The following is an 18,942-nucleotide window of genomic DNA, read 5'->3' on the forward strand; positions in this document are numbered from 1 at the left end:
AATAAAATACTCTACTTTACTAAGTACGCTATTTTAGGTTTACAATAGTACAATAAGGTCTTAAATTTCTAAGTAGTAAAAAGTAAGTTTGTCAGTTTAGTAAAAAGTGGGAGTATATGCATGAGAAAAGTATCTCATACTTATACCCCTTTACAATAATATAGAGCTATTTACCTTACAAATAATTTCTTTATAAGTCGCTCTTTGCCATAAACACACTGCACAATGTAAACACCTGTTGGTAAAACTGATGTATCATAAGTGATACTATTTTTTGCTGCATTTTCTATTGAAAAGCTTTCAATTAATTTTCCCATTGGAGAGTAAATAGTTATAGAAATTTGCTCCATTGTATTTAATAATTGAAATGTTGTTATTCCTTCTGATGGATTAGGGTAGAGCATTAAATCAGTTATCTCTTCTGTTCCAATTACTACTTTTTGAGGTCCAAAAACTTCTTGAGTACCATCAAAATCTACTTGCTTTAATCTGTAATAAGATATCCCTACATAAGGGTTTAAATCAATCACTTCATAATTAGATATTACTGCCGTACTGCCTTGTCCTTCTTTAAAAGTTACCTCTTCCCAATTGCGTTTGTCTTTAGATTTTTCAACTATAAACCCTTCATTATTTAACTCTTGAGCTGTTGACCATAAAATGTGAACATTACTACTTTTTACAATTGTAGTAAACGAGATGAGTTCTACTGGTAAATCTGCATTTATAGATAAGCCCGGTGTAAACTCATGGTTAGACAACCCTGCATTTACACGTAGCCCAGATGCCCCAGATGGAATTTCTGATGCTTTAAATGAATACAATTCTGTTTTTATAGCTAATAGATTACCACTACCTCCGGGTGTTTCATCTTTTTTAATTTCCTGTGGAGGGTTACCAATTCCATCTTCATGTCCCCAATCTAAATCATCTGATAATAATGAATTATCTCTTGTTAGGATTCTTAAATTTTCCGATTTATCTTCTCCTCCTACATTAGAAATATCTGCATTTTCTAGGTATAAAGTAATTTCCGAAGATGTTGCCTGTTCTGGGTTTATTCTCCACATTCCATCTTCATATTTATCAGAATATAGATCTGATGGGAAGTCTCCACCAATTGCTTCATCTACATACATTGCTTGCCAAGTAATTAATTTTGCACTTGGGTTTACAGTTCTATTAAAATCTGATAACGGAGCCGGACCTACACCTGCTAAATAAAAACCACTTACTCCACCAATTGGAAAATAAGCACTCCCTCCTTCATCCACAATAAAAGAAGTTTTACCTACTATGTAGCTATCCTTACTAATTGTTTCTGTTTGTTTTTCATCTGTTGTAGTATCCCAAATCAATTGACCGTTGGCATCTATTAAACCATTTTCTAAAATCACATTATTGGCATAAACCTCATGGTCTTGAATGGTTAAACCAGGTTTTACTTCACCTAAATTTTTATCTATAACAAGTTGGCCTATCCTATCATCAGTACTCCAAGGAGCCGACATAATTGCAGCAGATGTTCCAGTAAATTTAATAATTGGGTTACTGGCTCCTGTCTTTCTTGTAACATCCGTATCTTTATAATAATTGCCTGTTAAAGCCAAATAACCCGATCTATAATTAAACTTACTACTACTTCCTTCAAAAGAAACGTTACCATCTACTGACAAAATTCCATTGGTTTCACTTCCACCAGAAATACCCAACTGTAAGTTTCCTTGTATTGTTAGATCGGTATTTTCAAGAAAAAATTCTGAAGAAGAAACCACTGTTAAATTACCTCCATCCTCTACTAAAAGCGTTGCTTTATCTACAGAGTTTATTGTAATTTGATTACTCCCAGACAACCAAATATTCATATCTGTTGATATCTTTCTTACAGGATTTTCTCCTGCCAAAGTAGAAGTTATTAATTCATGATGTATATTATCAGCAAAGCGTAACCTCCCCCTCACTAGTTCAATCTGAAAGAAACTAGCATCATAATTCCCGTCTCCATCTAATCCATTATTTGGTGTAACAGGATTAAAATTTAATTGATAAGCCTCATCTGTTGATATAATTTGAACTTGGTCTTTTAGTAAAGGGCGTTCAATACGTACTTTTTTTACAGTTGTAGCCCCCCCAATCTGAAACCTCTGATAATATGTATTCACAGCATCCTTTGATCCTTCTCCTTCAAATCTCACAATTGTATTCGGAATATCTACCTCACACCCATCAGATATATTAAAATGACCTCTTATCATTAATTCTTGGTCTGCACCATTATCAATCACTTTTGAATCGGAGTAAAGTACAAAGTTAGAATCCACTTCAAAATCATTAGAAATTTTAATTGTAGAATTATACAATTTTAATGAGTCGTAAACATGAACACCATTTACAAAATCAAACTCGTAAGCACCAATATTTACAATAAGGTTATTAAAGTTATAAGTAGTATAAAGGTCATCTTCTAATGTTACATCTACATTACTGTTTAAGTCTGCTGCAGAAAAATGAAAAATTCCTCCACCTTCTAAATAAAAGGCTGCATCTTCTACTAAATCGCAATTTGGTAATTCATTTACGTAAGTTTTATACGTTCCTGTTCCTTTAAAAGTATGAAAGTTATGATTTATGAACGATTGTGCATTGACCTCTCCGTTAAAATCTATCAGCAACTCATTTAGATTGATATGATTTTCTGTAAAATTTACTTGATCTCCGCCCATAACATGAGCTTTATCTCCAGTTACTGGATATTTATATGGAGCATCTCCTAAGTCTAAAGTTGTACTATCTAAAGACCATGCATTTGTACCTGTCCAATCACTTGATGAATTATGACTATACCACTGTCGTTGTTTAATCCTATATTTATTTTCTATATATTCTTTTAACTCGTCGTATTCTGTAAAGCTATCATCATAAACAATTACCTCAGCTATCTGTCCTTGATAAAACATACTTGTGTTATGTACCAACCTGCCTAACTCAATTGAACTAGATTTTGAATTATCATGGGTTCCTTGAATAAGATTTCTTGAATCTATATATTCTACCTCTACTATTTCCCATTCATCTTTGGTCCAAGCATCATTTCTTGGGTCTGTATTGTCTTGAAAATCTTCTGATAACGTATTGAAATTAATAGCATGTTTGGCCGTTGGTTGCCACTCACTATTACCATCTAAACTAAACGTATAGGGTACGTACTCTTTTCCCGTTCCTGCATCAACAACTTTACTTCTTGTTTCTAATGCTACTTGAGAATATCTATCTCCAAAAAGCATCATTAAATCTGTAGAATTATTGTAAAGAGGTTCAAATTCTGATTTATACACAACAAACACTCTTCGGATATCAGAATATTCGATATCACTTTCTAATTTCAAATAACCATTGTCAGAAAATTTAACCGCAGTAAAATCTGTATTGATACCATCATATTTTACCTCAACTTCTTCTAACTTCGTAGATCCATCACTTACAAATACGGCTCCTTTTACTTGTTCAACCCACGTAATATTACCACTACCATCTACAGATAATCCTGCATCAGATTTTAGATTAAAAACTAAACCTCCTGTAGGTAGCGTTTGTGCTGTAAGTGCACCCGTAAAAAGTTGAAATGCACAAAGTGTAAATAGTAGTTTTATGTGTAACGTTTGCATTGAATAGGAATTTTGATGTGAGTGAAAAGTTTGCTGGTTTCACCTCAAAAAGTGTGATGTAATACTATCACCTTATTTATAAATCAATTATTCTCTGCATCAACTATATGTTTCTTTGTACGGAAAAGCACAAAATTAGTACGCTAAGATATTTTTAGCGTCCACAATAAATGGTATTATCTCAACCCTATCTATCATTATTTGTAACAATGACGTTTATCACCTTTTAACTAAAACTTTGCTCACTTTAACAAAAATTACAACCCCTTAGATTTACAGAAATTCACTCTAACTATAATCTATCAGAATTACAATGCTATTAATAAAAAGTTTTATCGCTTATGCGGCTGTGGGGCAGAAGTCCGACATGATTAAAGCGCTCAACAACATTAAAAACTGCGAAGTCGTTCCATCGGAAAATAAAGATATCGTAGTCGTTTTATTAGAATCTGCTTCTAAAGAAATAGAGAAAGAACAGATTCTAAATATACAAAATATACCCTCTGTCAATCAGCTATCAATGGTATCAGGTTACCAAGGCTAAATAATATTAGAAATTAACTATGGATAAAAATTCTTCAATCGCCTCTCGACGATCTTTTCTTAAAAAGATGGCTCTTTTTTCTGCTTTAACAACAGCAGCAACATTATTTCCAGGAATTATTTTTGCAGATGAGCAAGAAAAAAATGCTCCTAAAGATGCTGATCTTAAATGGAAAAAAGCTCCTTGCCGCTTTTGTGGTGTAGGTTGTGGGGTGTTAATAGGTTTGCAAAAAGGAAAAGCAGTTGCCGTAAAAGGAGACCCAAAATCTTCTGTAAATAAGGGCTTATGCTGTGTTAAAGGTTACCATTCGGTTTTATCTATTTATGGTAAAGATCGTCTAACAAAACCGTTGGTAAAAAAGAACGGTAAAATGGTAGAGACAAGCATGAAGGAAGCCTTGGATCTTATTGCAAGTAAAATGCAAGAAACAATAAAAGACCATGGTAAAGATGCTGTTTCTATGTATGGATCTGGACAATGGACTATACCTGATGGTTATGCAGCATCTAAATTTATGAAAGGTGCAATTGGTACAAACAATTTAGAAGCAAATGCACGTTTGTGTATGGCTAGTGCTGTAACTGGTTTTATGACTTCTTTTGGTATTGATGAACCAATGGGTTGTTATGAGGATATTGACCATGCAGATGTTTTTATTTTGTGGGGTAACAACATGGCAGAAATGCACCCTGTATTGTTCTCTCGCCTTTTAGACCAGAGGATGAAAAGGAAAGTGAAAATTATTGATTTTGCCACCAGAACAACGCGTACAAGTATGGCAGCGGATAGATCAATTATTTTTGAGCCACAAACAGATTTAGCAGTTGCCAATGCCATTTGTTACGAAATTATTGACAAAGGATGGGTAAATAAGGAGTTTGTCACTAAACATATCAGCTTTAGTAAAGGAAAAACTAAAATGGGATATGGTACAGAAGACTTCTATAAATTTAAAGAACACGAAGAAAAAATAGATTTTGATGCCTACAAAGAATTCTTAAAAGAATATACTCCAGAAAAAGTTGCTAGATACTCTGGTGTATCTGTTAAAGATATCCGATTAATGGCGAACATTTACGGAGACCCCAACCAAAAAGTAATGTCGTTTTGGTGTATGGGCATGAATCAACACACAAGAGGAACTTGGATTAATAACTTAGTCTACAACATTCACCTTTTAACAGGTAAAATTTCTACTCCTGGTAATAGTCCATTCTCATTAACGGGTCAGCCAAGTGCTTGCGGAACTGTACGTGAGGTAGGAACACTAACGCATAAACTTCCACACGGTGTTGTTACCAATAAAAAGCACCGAGAATTTGCTGCTAAAATTTGGAAAGTACCTGTAGAAAATATCCCTTCTAAACCTACCTACCATACTGTAGAAATGTTTAGAGCATTAGATAGAGGCGAAATTAAATTTATGTGGATTCAAGTAACCAATCCGATGGTTACAATGCCTAACCTAAATCGTTATAGAGAAGGTTGCGAAAAAACAGGCCGATTTATTGTTGTTTCTGATATATACCCTACACCTACAACAGATGTTGCAGATGTAATTTTGCCTTCGGCAATGTGGATTGAACGTGAAGGATTATATGGTAACTCTGAACGTAGAACACAGTATTTTGAGAAAATGATTGATGCCCCTGGGGAAGCAATTAGTGATAGTTGGCAAATTATTGAAGTAGCTAGAAGAATGGGCTACGGTGATCTTTTTCCTAAAAATGAAGCTACACACGCTGCAGAACTTTATGATGAATATAGATTACATCAGGTTGGTAAAAAGCACGGTATGGCACCATTAGAAGTACTGAAAAATCAGCCGGGTGCTATGTGGCCTTTTGTAGATGGAAAATCAACAAAATGGCGTTTTAATGCTGAATATGATCCTGCTTGTGATGACAGTAAAGGAAGGTTCCACTTCTATGGTAAGAAAGATGGAAAAGCAGTAATCTGGCAACGTCCTTATGAACCTGCTGCAGAATCTCCTAATAAAGAATATAATTATTGGCTTTGTACTGGCCGTGTGATTGAACACTGGCATACAGGGTCTATGACAAGAAGAATTGACGTATTGCACCAAGCTGTACCACACAGTTATGTTGAGGTAAACCCAGACGATGCAAAACGATTAAATATTAGAGAAGGCGATAAAGTGAAAATTACTTCTAAAAGAGGTACAATGACATTACCGGCATCTGTAAACGGCAGAGGTGTTCCGGTTAAAGGACAAGTTTTTGTACCTTTCTTTGATGAAGGCTACTTGATTAATGACGTTACATTAGATGCTTTTGACCCAATCTCTAAACAACCTGACTATAAAAAGTGTGCAGTAAAAATTGAAAAAGTATAAACAACTACTCTTATGAATAAATTAGTAATTGTACTCTTTTCTCTGATTATTGTAGCTGTAGTCATGGTTAATTTGAGTATAACCGAAGCAAAGAAGAGAGCCTCTTTAACAGAAGAGGTCGCCACTCCTTCTACAAGAGAAACTTCTGAAGAATATCTTTTTAGAAGATCTAAAGAGGGCATAGATTTTAAGGCTATGCCGAACGATCCTGTGCATGCAGAACATAAAAAAGAGTATTATCAAAGACGTGCTTATGAGGGGGCTCCTCCTCAAATTCCGCATCCGTTATTATCAAAAAAAGGGATCGGAGATAAAAGCTGTTTACAATGCCATGAAAATGGTGGCTATGTGGCTGCTTTTAAAGCCTATGCTCCTGCTACTCCTCATCCAGAATTAATTAGTTGTAGACAGTGCCATGTGCCTATCACCACTAAAAAATTATTTAAAAAAACCAACTGGAAGAGAACTCAACCTACTCATGTAGATAATAGAGCATTGGTAACTAGCCCTCCTACTATTCCGCATGGTTTACAAAATAGAACAGATTGCTTATCGTGCCATGCAGGTTCTGGAGGTTTAGTAGACATTAGATCTACGCATACAGAAAGAGCAAATTGTATGCAATGTCATGTACCAAACCAAGCAAAATTAGAAGGAATAAATCAAACATGGAAAAGAAAAGCACAATGAAAAAGCACACTTTACTCTTCTTCTGCCTGCTTGCACTTTCAAGTTTAATTGGGTGCTCATCGCACGATTCATCAGAAGAAAAACACCACGGACATGAGAGTAATCTCATGAAGATAAAACGTTTATCTATTTCGGATACTACAAAAGTAGATGCTTCTGTAGAAGAAATTCTTGCCTTTATTAAAACAGTAGAAGTAGATAGTATTTATGTAGAAAAAGCATTTTTAATTCCTGAAAGAGAAAGTCAGATTACCTCATTTAAGTGTAGTAACTGCCATTCAAAACCCCTCTCGGCAATGCAACGGAATGATGGAAAGTACAAAAAATCGCATTGGAATTTAGAGCTAAAACACGCCAATGCAGATGTAATGAACTGTCAGACTTGCCATACTGCTAACGATATGGACCATTTGCACACACTTACAAATGGTGCTGTAAAATTTAACGACAGCTATAAGGTTTGTGCACAATGCCACAGTACACAATTTAAAGATTGGAAAGGTGGTGCACACGGTAAACGTCTTGGCGGATGGGCAAAACCTATTGCTAAGCAAACGTGTGTTGGATGCCATAATCCACATAAACCTGCCTTTGGAAAAAGAATGCCTGCGGTATTAAATACAAAGGTAACAGAACAGCGTAGAGGAAGGTAATTTTGAATTGCACACACTTAGAAAACACACTATGAAGGAAATAAGAGACATATATAAAAAATATTTTAAGCAAGATAATTGTAAGCCAGAGGATTGCAGTTGTGGTGGACATGTTAAGCCTCAGAAAGATGGTTTTGATCAGAAAATTGAACAAAAGACAGATAGAAGAACGGCTTTAAAAAGTATTACCAGTGGTTTATTGGCTGGTGTTGGAATGGCACAATCTGCTTGCTCTCCTACCAAAAGTGATGCCTCAAAAGAAAAGGCTAACATGGAATGGGAAGAGTACTTTAAAGGCAATTACCAAGTAATGTCTAAAGATGAGCAATTGGCTACTGTAAAAAGATTGGAAAGGTTATATGAGATGAACACTGGGCATCACATCAATGTATCATCAAAAGGACCTTTAGACAACGTACTTTACGGCTATGCATTCAATTTATCCAAATGCCAAGGATATATGGATTGTGTGAAAGCTTGTAAGGAGGAGAATAACCATGATCGGGATTCGCAGATGCAATACATCAGAATTCATGAAATGGGAAAAGGAAATTTTGATTTTGAATTAGCTGACGATAATTTTTACCATCAAGTTCCTGCCGAAGGACATTTTTACCTCGGCACGCAATGTTTTCATTGTGAGAACCCTCCATGTGTAGAAGTTTGCCCTACAAAGGCCACTTGGAAAGAAAAAGATGGCATTGTAGTAATTGATTACGATTGGTGTATTGGTTGTAGATACTGCATGGCTGCATGCCCTTACGATGGTAGACGTTTTAACTGGAAAGAACCTCATGTTCCGGAAAGCGAAGTAAACAAAGACCAACATTATTTGGGTAACCGACTTCGTAAAAAAGGTGTAATGGAAAAATGTACTTTCTGTGTTCAGAAAACCCGAAACGGAGAAAACACAGCCTGTGTAGAAGCCTGCCCAACGGGAGCTAGAGTATTTGGTAATTTACTAGATCCTAAAAGTGACATTAGATATGTTTTAGAAAACAAGAAGGTTTTCCGTTTAAAAGAAGATTTGGGAACTGAGCCAAAATTTTGGTATTACATGGACTAATAAAGTATGAAACAGATCAAGATATTTTCACAAATGATAAAAGATGGTTTTAGAGAAGCTACGCACGGTAGTCTTTATTACCATGTTTGGATGGGCATTCTTACCTTTTTTATGCTTTGGGGTGCTTATAGTTATTACCAACAAATTTCTGAAGGACTTGTAGTTACAGGAATGAGTGACAGAGTAAGTTGGGGATTGTACATTTCTAATTTTACGTTTCTTGTTGGTGTAGCTGCCGCTGCAGTTATGCTGGTGCTACCCACTTATATTTTACACGATGTAGATTTTAAACAGGCTGTTTTAATTGGTGAAGGAATGGCTGTTTCTGCTCTTGTTATGTGTATCACTTTTGTTATGGTAGATGTTGGAGGACCAGGTGTTTTATGGCACATGATTCCGGGTTTAGGTACATTTAACTTCCCTAATTCTATGCTTACATGGGATATGGTTGTTCTAAATGTATACCTCTTTATTAACATTACTGTGCCAATGTATATCCTTTTTAGGCATTACCAAGGTAAAGTAGCACATAAAAAAGTATACCTGCCGGGTGTTATGATCTCTGTATTTTGGGCCGTTGCATTGCACATGGTTACCGCCTTTTTATACCAAGGCTTACAAGCAAGACCTTTCTGGAATACTGCCTTATTAGGACCTCGCTTTTTAGCTTCTGCATTTGCAGCTGGTCCGGCATTAATAATTTTAGCTTTAGGAATGATTAATCAGTATTCTTCTTTTAAAATTGAGAAGAAAACAATACAAAAAATAGCTTTAGTAATTACAGTATCTGCACAAGCAAATTTGATTATGCTCGGTTCTGAACTTTTTAAAGAGTTCTACTCTCCTACGCATCATTCAATTAGTGCTCAATACTTATTTTTTGGCTTAGGTGAATACAAAGCCTTAGTTCCTTGGATTTGGACTTCCATTGGTCTAAACCTTATCGCCACAGCAATTCTAACATTCAATCAGCTAAGAAAAAACATGACGCTATTGTATGTAGCATGCGTCATTTTATTTATAGCAATATGGATTGATAAAGGTTTTGGATTAATTGTTCCTGGTTTTATTCCGGGGCAATGGGGAAAAATTGTGGAGTACACACCATCGTCTATCGAAATAGGTGTAACTGTTGGTATTTGGGCTTTAGGTTGTTTCATTTTTACAATCCTTACCCGTGCCACTATCGCTATAGAACTCGGTACGATTCGTTATAAAAAGTGATGATATGTAGCATCACAGTTTAAATTGACTTAAGGGAGCTCCAGCAATGGAGTTCCTTTTTGTTTATAATGAAAAATACTAATTACTACCATATGCTTTTATCTACTTTTTTTTGATTTATACTAGACTATTCTCTTCATTTTTTAAAGAAAAGAAACCTTTTATTAGAGCATTTGTTATATTGAATAGTTAATCACTTAATCTTAATTACTTTGAAAACTATTGATAAATCTAAGCCTGTTATGATTACAGGAGCAACAGGCTACGTAGCTGGCCGTATTGTTGAAAAACTTTTAATGGAAGGTCTCACAATTCATGCTCCTGTTAGAAATCCTGATAATAAAGAAAAATTACATTACTTAAATGCAATAGCAGAAAAGTCTGAGGGTACTATCAAGTATTTTAAGGCAGACTTGCTTACAGAAGGTTCTTACGAAGAGGCCATGCAAGGTTGCGAGTTGGTTTACCATACGGCATCTCCATTTATTACTACTGTAAAAGATGCTGAAAAAGACTTAGTTGCACCAGCATTAATCGGAACAAAGAATGTTTTAAACTCTGTAAATAAGGTAGAATCGGTTAAAAGAGTTGTACTTACAAGTAGTTGCGTTGCAATTATTGGCGATGCAAAAGATCTATTGCCTCTTCCTAATCAAACTGCAGATGAAAATGTATGGAATAAGACTTCTTCTGTAAAACATCAGCCTTATAATTATTCCAAAACAGTTGCAGAGTTAGCCGCTTGGGAGATTAACAAAGCACAAGGTAGATGGGATTTAGTCGTTATCAATCCATCTTTTGTATTAGGACCTGGAATTAACCCAAAAAGTACTTCCGAAAGTTTCAATATAATGAAACAGATTGGTGATGGAACTTTAAAAATGGGGGCTCCAGGATTGCATATTGGTATTGTAGACGTAAGAGATTTAGCTATTGCACATTACAATGCAGGCTTCACTCCCGAAGCTGAAGGTAGACATATCATCTCTAACGAGAGCCTTACTTTATTAGAAATGGTAGATTTATTAAGAGATAAATATGGTGCAAATTATCCTTTCCCTAAAAAGGAATTACCAAAATGGTTAGTTTGGTTAGTTGGTCCTCTTCAAGGAATTCCTAGAAAAATGGTGAGTTTAAATTTTGGTTACAAATGGTTAGTTGATAACACAAAAAGTAAGGAAAAATTAGGCATGCAGTATAGAGAATCGAAAGACACCATGAACGACTTTTTTGGTCAACTGGTAGAAGCTGGTGTTTATAAATAAGTACTAGGTATTGCATCTGAAATATAAAAAACGGGAGATCAAACTATTCATTGATCTCCCGTTTTTTATATCAAATTGGTTAAAATAATTTCTTTTATTTCACCCCATTCAAATTACCTTTCCAATCTTTATCCCATGTGTTTTTTAATGGGTGAGCTTCTGTATTTAGGACATATTTTTCTAAATCAAAAGTTTCAGTATCAGCAAAGAATAAATAGCAATATTTCATTGTTTCGGCAAAGAAGAAACTTTCTAAAGTATCCCACTTTTCTTTTGTTTTTACATCTCTTAATTGTACATAACCATTTTCTACTTGGCAATACTTTTCAATGCTTTCAAACATCTTTTTACCTTGCTCGTAGTATTTTTTATTACCCGTTCCTCTCCAAACATAATAAGTAGATTCTATTGCTTCTGGTCGCATCATGTAGTATTCTGCACCTTCGTAATACGGCTGCATTGTTGTGTAATTAATAGCTTCTGGCTCAATTCCATTTGCAAACCACATTTTATTAATCGAAGCTTGTAAACCTTCGGCTCTTTCTAGATCTCCATCTAAAACATTACATAAATTCCAGAAGCAATCTAAAGCACCAAACCTTGTCATAATTCGCTCTCCCGAATTCATATCTGCCCAGCCAACCCACATTTCACCTTCTACAGAAGTAGTATCTACTAAATACTTATTTACAGCATCGCGAGAAACAGTGTACCACTCTAATAAGTCCTCGTCTCCAAACAATAAATATCCTTTTAATAAATATTCATAGTAAGCATCTATACCTCCTGAAATATGTGCTCTAGTATCTTCCCATTTACCTGTATCCTGATCAATCCAAGAACCTTGTAAACCCGTTTCTCCTCTTCTATCGTAAAGTGCCTTAACTCCTCTTTTACATAAATCGTAATACTTAGGGTCGCCCGTTAATTTAGACAATACACCATATTCTAATAACATAGAACCTACTTCGCAAGGGTTAGTACCTTGTCCGCCAACAGCACCTGTTTTTAAGTTGACTAGACGGTAAGGAATTCCAGTAGGCGAATCGAAAACAGGAAGCATTCTATCGGCTAAATCAATAGCTAAGTCAAGAAAACGTTGATCTCCATCTAACTGATAACTTGATAGCAAGCCACCAAGAATACGAATTGCAATTTCAAATTGTTGCACTTCAAAGTCTTTATCAAATTCTAATTCTGAAAAAATAAGTTCCTTTGCTTCTGCCATTTCATCGTCTAAACCCATTAAGTACATTGTAGAAAAAGCATCTACAGGGGTCATCAGTAAAGATTCTTTGTACCAATTGTGCCCTTTTTCAGAAATTGGATTCACGGCATCTAAGCCTTTCGCATAATTCATATATGCTCTCCATCCTTTTTTAAAAGCTGTTTTTACTCTTTCTTGATATTCTTTTTTCTCTTTTTTAGAAATACCATCCCTCTTTTTTAAAGGACTAGCAATTGATGTAAACGGTAATAAAATTAGGAATGCCAACGCAATGCACGTTGTCGTAAAAATTGATTGATTTTTGATAGTATTCATCTTTTTCATATTTATTATTTATATACTTAGTAGTTAGCTAAGTTGTAAATTACATATAATGTAAAACTGTTTCTATTGTTACCAAATTTTATGGATTTCTTGTAAGAATTGTTTGTATTGTTTGTCGTTTAAATCATAAAGCTCCGAATCTTCTAAATGCGTTTTATCCTTTTCAATAATCAATACTTTAGTCTCTTCTTTTAAAGCTACGGTATGCCATACTTTTTTTGGAATATTATATAGAATACCGCTATTCATATGTATCATACTATAGGTGATATTTTCAGCATTTATTTCAGCAGATACAAGCAAAGCACTGCCATGTATTAACATAAAAGCTTTATCTGTAAGGTGGTGTACTTCTAAACTCTTTATATTTTCCGGCCTACGATCTTCTACATAATTTAATTGAGCAACTTGCCACCCTTCTCGAATAAGAAAAGGATAGTATCCCTGCCCATTATACTGATATGTTTCTGTTAAACTCATTGACTAATTACCTTAATTGGAGAGTATATTTTCGGTATTTATAATCAAAATACACTTTAAATTAACTCCTTTTTTTCATTTCTAAACTATACTACAAATATATTAAATGTACTCGTGTAAGTACGTATTAAAGTAGTGAACTCAGATTGTAATTTTGTGTACTATAACGGCATTTAAAGAAAAAGCGATGAGGTTGGTGTGGGGTTGTATTTGTTTAGGATAGAAAAAATTAATTAGCATTCTTATTTAAAAGAAAAATCATAGAGAATTTTGGACATAAATAATTTTCTAATTGTACAATACCATGTCTACCTTTATTTACTGCACTAATAATAATTCACTTTTGTTAATAATTTACTTATTGCAGATAATAACTCTCAACTGTCTGAACTCTAAATATATCCCAAATAACTATGAAAAAATCTAATTTGATAAAAACAGTTCTATTTCTACTACTTACTTCCTTAGCGAGTATTGTAAATGCACAAACTCCCTATACTTTAACAGATGCAGATGTTGTAGTCACAAGTGAGGGTGTTTTGAAAAGTTGTAGTTACAATTTTTCGAATACAGATATCATTATTCCCGAAAGGCTCGATGGATACCTTGTTAGAGAAATAGGAGGTTTACTTAGTTCTGGAGTGTTTAATAATAAAGGAATCACTTCCGTAGTTCTACCTTCTACACTGAGGAAAATATATTCATACAGTTTTCAAAATAATAATATTAGTAGCATAACACTACCTAATAGTGTAAATATTATTTATGATTATGCTTTTGATGGAAACCCTAGTTTAACATCGTTCACGTTACCCACTGCTCCAAATAGATATACTTATAATTGGTCTGACGGAAATACAAGTTACAATGAAGGTGATGTTATTCCAGCAAGTAAATTTACATATGGTTTTTCTGCAAACCACACTTTCTCTGGTGTACGTATAAGTGGTCAAATAAGGGGTGGCGATAATATTAATTTAATATTAGCCATCAATAACACAGACATCAGTAGTTCATTACCAACATATCTTTCTTCTTTTGATGATGGTGAAGATTATGAATTTGAAGTTGATTTAGGTGTAGATGTCAATATTGTTGCATTACAGACCGGTCTTATATTTACAACTAAAACACTTGCTGAAACAAACATTCAAACAGATGTAGAAGATTTTGATTTCTTTAATAGTTATACACTTTCTGATGCTGATGTTGTTGTAAATTCCGATGGGGTATTAGAAAGTACATCATACAATTTTGCTCGAAAAGATATTATTATTCCTGATGTTCTTGATGGAGAAACAATTCTAAAAATTGGAGTAGATAATCCATCTTTAAACACTGGTGTTTTTGAAAATAAAAATATTACTAGTGTAGAACTACCAACTACATTAGAAGAAATTAGCGAGAATGCATTTAAAGGAAATGATCTTAAAAAAATTACCTTCCCAAATACATTAAGAACTATTGAAAGATTTGCATTTGATAATAACAATGTGAAAAATATTACATTATCTAATACATTAGAGTTAATAGGTCAATATGCATTCAGCAACAACTCCCTTTCTAATGTGACTTTTCCAAATACACTTACTCATATTGGTGCAAATGCCTTTTTGTATAATACTGCACTTTCCTCGTTTAATCTTCCAACATCAACCGCACTTTATACGTACAATTGGACTGCTGGAAATTCAAATTTTAATGAGGGGCAATCTGTAACTGATTTCCAAGTAGAATATACAGCAAATCCAACTTTTTTAGGGGCTAGGATTACAGGGGAAGTACGCGGTCATGACGGAATCACACTTACTATAACTGGAGCAGATAATAGAGTTTTAACTTTAGATAATGGAGATAGTTATAAAATAGAAGTTCCTAAGGGAAGTAATATTAATATTACGGCAACTAAAAATGGCGTCACATTTACACCTTCAATACCTTATGATTTTACTAATCTTCAAGAAAATTACCTTAGACAAGATTTTTACATCCCCTATACTCTAATTGATAGTGATGTTGTTGTTGATGCAAATGGCACCATAAATAGTTATGCTGGTAGTTATACAGATATAATTATTCCCGACTTATTAGATGGCTATACTATTAAAAGTATACAAAGTGATGTTTTTAGAAATAAAAATATTTCTTCTGTTATCTTACCTTCTACTTTAGAAAGACTAGAAAATAGTTCTTTCCAAGAGAATAAAATAGTATCTATTATTTTACCAAGTACATTAACTCATTTAGGTGATGGGTCTTTTTACCAAAATGAAATATTAAATTGGGTGTTCCCACTGCATTCCAATAGCCTGTACACAAATACATGGACAGGAGCTGGAATTACATACAATCAAGGTGATGTCGTACCAACCTTTAGAGAAACATTTAGAGCAACTGAAAGTTTTAATGGTGTTAGAATAACAGGACAGATTAGAGGGATAGATGGAGTAGATTTATATGTTACAGAAGGAGGTAATACATCAGTTCATGCTATTTTAAATGATGGTGATAATTATACTATCGAAACAGCTGTCAACAGTAGTTTAACAATTTACCCTCTTAAAAATGGTCATACTTTTAATCCTGGACCACAAAGAGTTTATTCTAATGTACAAGCTGATGCCATTAATCAAGATTTTTATGTCACCTACACTTTAACAGATGCAGATGTAATTGTAAATAGTAATGGTGAAATCATATCATATACCGCTCCTACGCAGAACCCAAAAGATATAATTATTCCAGATAATTTAGATGGGGTAACTATTAAAAGTATTGGTGATCCAACAAATCAAAATAGAGGCCTTTTTGAGTTTACTAACATAGAGTCAATCATTCTCCCTTCTACATTGGAAACTATAAGTTACAGATCATTTAAAGGATGTGATTTAAAATCTATCTATCTTCCTAACACTGTAAAATATATCGGTGCGGAAGCTTTTAAAGCTAATTCTAATTTCACAAGTTTCACTTTACCATCTCCAACTACTTCAAATGCTGATTTTGAATATAGATGGGAAGATTCTAATGGAACATCAAAAAGCGCAGGAGATGTTATTACGGATTTCGACTTAGGGTATGAAGCAATTAGAACATCTCTTGTTGCTTATATTACAGGTAATATAAGAGCTTTAGGTAGTACTACAATTTCTGCCTCAAACGGTTCTTCATTAAATGTAACAGATTACGGTCCTTACAGTATTAAAATAACAAAAGGAGAAACAGGTACAGTAACTTTAACTAACTCCAATTCTTCTTTTTCTCCTTCAAACTATAGTTACACGAACATACAAAGTGATGTTGATAATATTGACTTTACTGCACAGTATAGTGTTACCTACAATAATTTATTAAATGGTACTAACTCTACAAGTAATCCTTCTACTTTCTTAATTCATGATAATAGTGCCTTGCAAGACCCTACAAGGGCGGGGTATACTTTTGTTGGTTGGTTTGATGGATTGACATCTACTAATGAGATCACTAATTTATCGAATAATAATTTAGTTGTATATGCACAATGGACACCTGATAATTACACTATAAATTACGCTATTAATAATGGGGGATCGGTGAGTAACACTAACCCTACTTCTTATACTGTTGAGACTTCTGATATTACGTTAACTGATTTATCAAGATTTGGTTATGATTTTTCTGGATGGTATACTGATACTGGGTTAACAATTCCGGTAAGCGGTTTTGCCATTCCAACAGGGAGTACAGGTGATGTTACTTTCTATTGTAATTTTACCCCTCAAGCAGATAATGCTATTACATATAATAATGTAAATGGAGTAACAAACAGTAACCCAGCTTCATATTCACCTACTATTACGGCTCCTATAGCCTTACAAAACTTATCTAGCAGATCTGGATATACTTTTGATGGTTGGTTTAGAGAAGCAAGTTTTACTACGCCAATAACCGAAATAATTGCTACAGATGGTGTACTTGATATTTATGCAAAATGGACGGCTATTAATTATACAATTTCATTTAATGTGATCAATGGTTCTGGAATTACAAATAGTAATCCGGTGGCATATACTATTGAAAGTGCCGATATTACATTAACTGATTTATCAAAAGCTAGTTCTAATTTCTTAGGTTGGTTTACAGATGCAAGTTTTACGACTCCTGTTACCGGACCTGCGATTCAATCTGGGAGTACTGGAAATAAAACATTTTATAGTAGGTTTTATTCTCAAACAAATAATCAGATTACATATAATAATTTGAATGGTGTAACCAATCCAAATCAAAGTAGTTATTCGCCAGGTATTACGTCGCCAATTACTTTGCAAGCTTTAAGTGGAAGAAACGGGTACACCTTTAATGGTTGGTTTAGGGAGGCAAGTTTCACTAATGCAATTTCAGAAGTCAGTTATTCTGATGGAGATATTACGCTTTATGCTAAGTGGGATGCCATAAATTACACCATAAACTATACTCTAAATAATGGAAGTGGAACAACCAATAGTAACCCCACTTCTTATACTATAGAAAGCAGTGACATTTCTTTAAGTGATCTGTCAATTTCCGGATATAATTTCCGTGGTTGGTATACTGATGCAGGATTAACTTCTGCCGTAAACAGTGTAGCTATCCCTACTGGAAGTACTGGAGATATTACAGTATATGCTAAATGGGAAGCAATAGTTTATACCATTTCTTATTCTATAACGAATGGAAGCGGAGTAACCAATAATAATCCAACTTCTTATACTATAGAGAGTAATACTATTTCTTTAAATGATTTATCAAAAGATGGGTATTATTTTCAAGGTTGGTTTACTGATGCTGCATTAACTTCTGCCGTAAATAGTAATTCTATTCCAACAGGAAGCACAGGTAACTTAACTTTCTACACTAATTTTATAGCAGATTATGTAATTACTTTTGAAAATGTAGAAGGGGCTACAAATCCTAATCAATCTACTTACTCTGCAGGTAGCACTACACCAATTGCTTTATTAGACCTTACAGATAGAGAGGGTTATACTTTTGAAGGTTGGTTTAGAGAAAGTGCTCTTACAAACAGAATAACTGAAATTGAAGTTGCGGATGGTGATCTCTCTATTTACGCCAAATGGACTGCGGTTATTACATCTGTAAACACTGCTTTACTAAATAGCTTTAAGGTGTATCCTAACCCTACAACAGATAAAGAATTATATGTTGATATTAATGGGATTTCTGAAAAAGCAGTTGTAAATGTTTATACAACTAGAGGAGTTCTATTATCATCAAATGAGATGTATACTAAAGAAAAAATTAATTTTGATGTTCCTTCTGGAATTTATATGATTAAAATTTCTACAAGTGTTGGTGAGAAAACTTTTAAGGTACTGAAAAACTAAAAAGGAAGTACTTATCAAAAGAAAACAGCTTCAAAGATAGTTAAACACTATTTTTGAAGCTGTTTTTATATTCTATCAATTCAG

The 18,942-nt window shown here is 34.0% G+C and carries 11 protein-coding genes; 8 read left to right on the forward strand and 3 right to left on the reverse strand.

The window, feature by feature from the left end:
- Positions 1–170: 170 nt before the first annotated feature.
- On the reverse strand, positions 171–3,665 hold the full coding sequence (locus EI427_RS16920; RefSeq protein WP_126616957.1) for a T9SS type A sorting domain-containing protein: 3,495 nt from the start codon (positions 3,663–3,665) through the stop codon (positions 171–173).
- Between the two features lie 313 nt (positions 3,666–3,978).
- On the opposite strand from EI427_RS16920, the gene EI427_RS16925 reads away from it, so the two are divergent.
- The 7 genes from EI427_RS16925 (at position 3,979) to EI427_RS16955 (ending at position 11,463) form a co-directional block, all read left to right on the forward strand.
- Positions 3,979–4,209 carry a chaperone NapD gene (locus EI427_RS16925; protein ID WP_126616959.1) on the forward strand — a complete coding sequence of 77 codons (231 nt, stop codon included), beginning with the start codon at positions 3,979–3,981 and terminating at the stop codon, positions 4,207–4,209.
- A gap of 19 nt (positions 4,210–4,228) precedes the next feature.
- Complete coding sequence (locus tag EI427_RS16930) at positions 4,229–6,565, forward strand: molybdopterin-dependent oxidoreductase (protein ID WP_126616961.1); 2,337 nt, start codon at positions 4,229–4,231, stop codon at positions 6,563–6,565.
- Positions 6,566–6,577: 12 nt separating this feature from the next.
- Positions 6,578–7,255, forward strand: coding sequence for a cytochrome c3 family protein (locus EI427_RS16935; protein WP_126616963.1), 678 nt, complete (start codon positions 6,578–6,580; stop codon positions 7,253–7,255).
- Positions 7,234–7,908, forward strand: a complete 675-nt coding sequence (locus EI427_RS16940; protein WP_205727868.1) for a hypothetical protein — start codon at positions 7,234–7,236, stop codon at positions 7,906–7,908. The genes EI427_RS16935 and EI427_RS16940 overlap by 22 nt, the downstream gene beginning before the upstream one ends.
- Before the next feature lie 31 nt (positions 7,909–7,939).
- Complete coding sequence (locus tag EI427_RS16945) at positions 7,940–8,974, forward strand: 4Fe-4S dicluster domain-containing protein (RefSeq protein WP_126616965.1); 1,035 nt, start codon at positions 7,940–7,942, stop codon at positions 8,972–8,974.
- 6 nt (positions 8,975–8,980) lie between these two features.
- On the forward strand, positions 8,981–10,198 hold the full coding sequence (gene dsrP / locus EI427_RS16950; RefSeq protein WP_126616967.1) for a sulfate reduction electron transfer complex DsrMKJOP subunit DsrP: 1,218 nt from the start codon (positions 8,981–8,983) through the stop codon (positions 10,196–10,198).
- A 212-nt stretch (positions 10,199–10,410) separates the two neighbouring features.
- On the forward strand, positions 10,411–11,463 hold the full coding sequence (locus EI427_RS16955) for an NAD-dependent epimerase/dehydratase family protein (RefSeq protein ID WP_205727869.1): 1,053 nt from the start codon (positions 10,411–10,413) through the stop codon (positions 11,461–11,463).
- Between the two features lie 94 nt (positions 11,464–11,557).
- Here the strand turns inward: EI427_RS16955 and EI427_RS16960 are convergent, their stop codons facing one another.
- Positions 11,558–13,006, reverse strand: coding sequence for a glycoside hydrolase family 47 protein (locus EI427_RS16960; RefSeq protein ID WP_170178517.1), 1,449 nt, complete (start codon positions 13,004–13,006; stop codon positions 11,558–11,560).
- Positions 13,007–13,084: 78 nt separating this feature from the next.
- Entirely contained in the window at positions 13,085–13,495 is a 411-nt protein-coding gene (locus EI427_RS16965) for a cupin domain-containing protein (protein ID WP_126616971.1), read from the reverse strand.
- A 413-nt stretch (positions 13,496–13,908) separates the two neighbouring features.
- Here EI427_RS16965 and EI427_RS16970 point away from each other — a divergent pair, with 413 nt between their 5' ends.
- Positions 13,909–18,858: an InlB B-repeat-containing protein gene (locus EI427_RS16970; RefSeq protein ID WP_126616973.1), complete on the forward strand. Its 4,950-nt coding sequence runs from the start codon at positions 13,909–13,911 to the stop codon at positions 18,856–18,858.
- The last annotated feature ends 84 nt before the right edge of the window (positions 18,859–18,942 follow it).

The sequence above is a fragment of the Flammeovirga pectinis genome, assembly GCF_003970675.1.
Classification (GTDB): domain Bacteria; phylum Bacteroidota; class Bacteroidia; order Cytophagales; family Flammeovirgaceae; genus Flammeovirga; species Flammeovirga pectinis.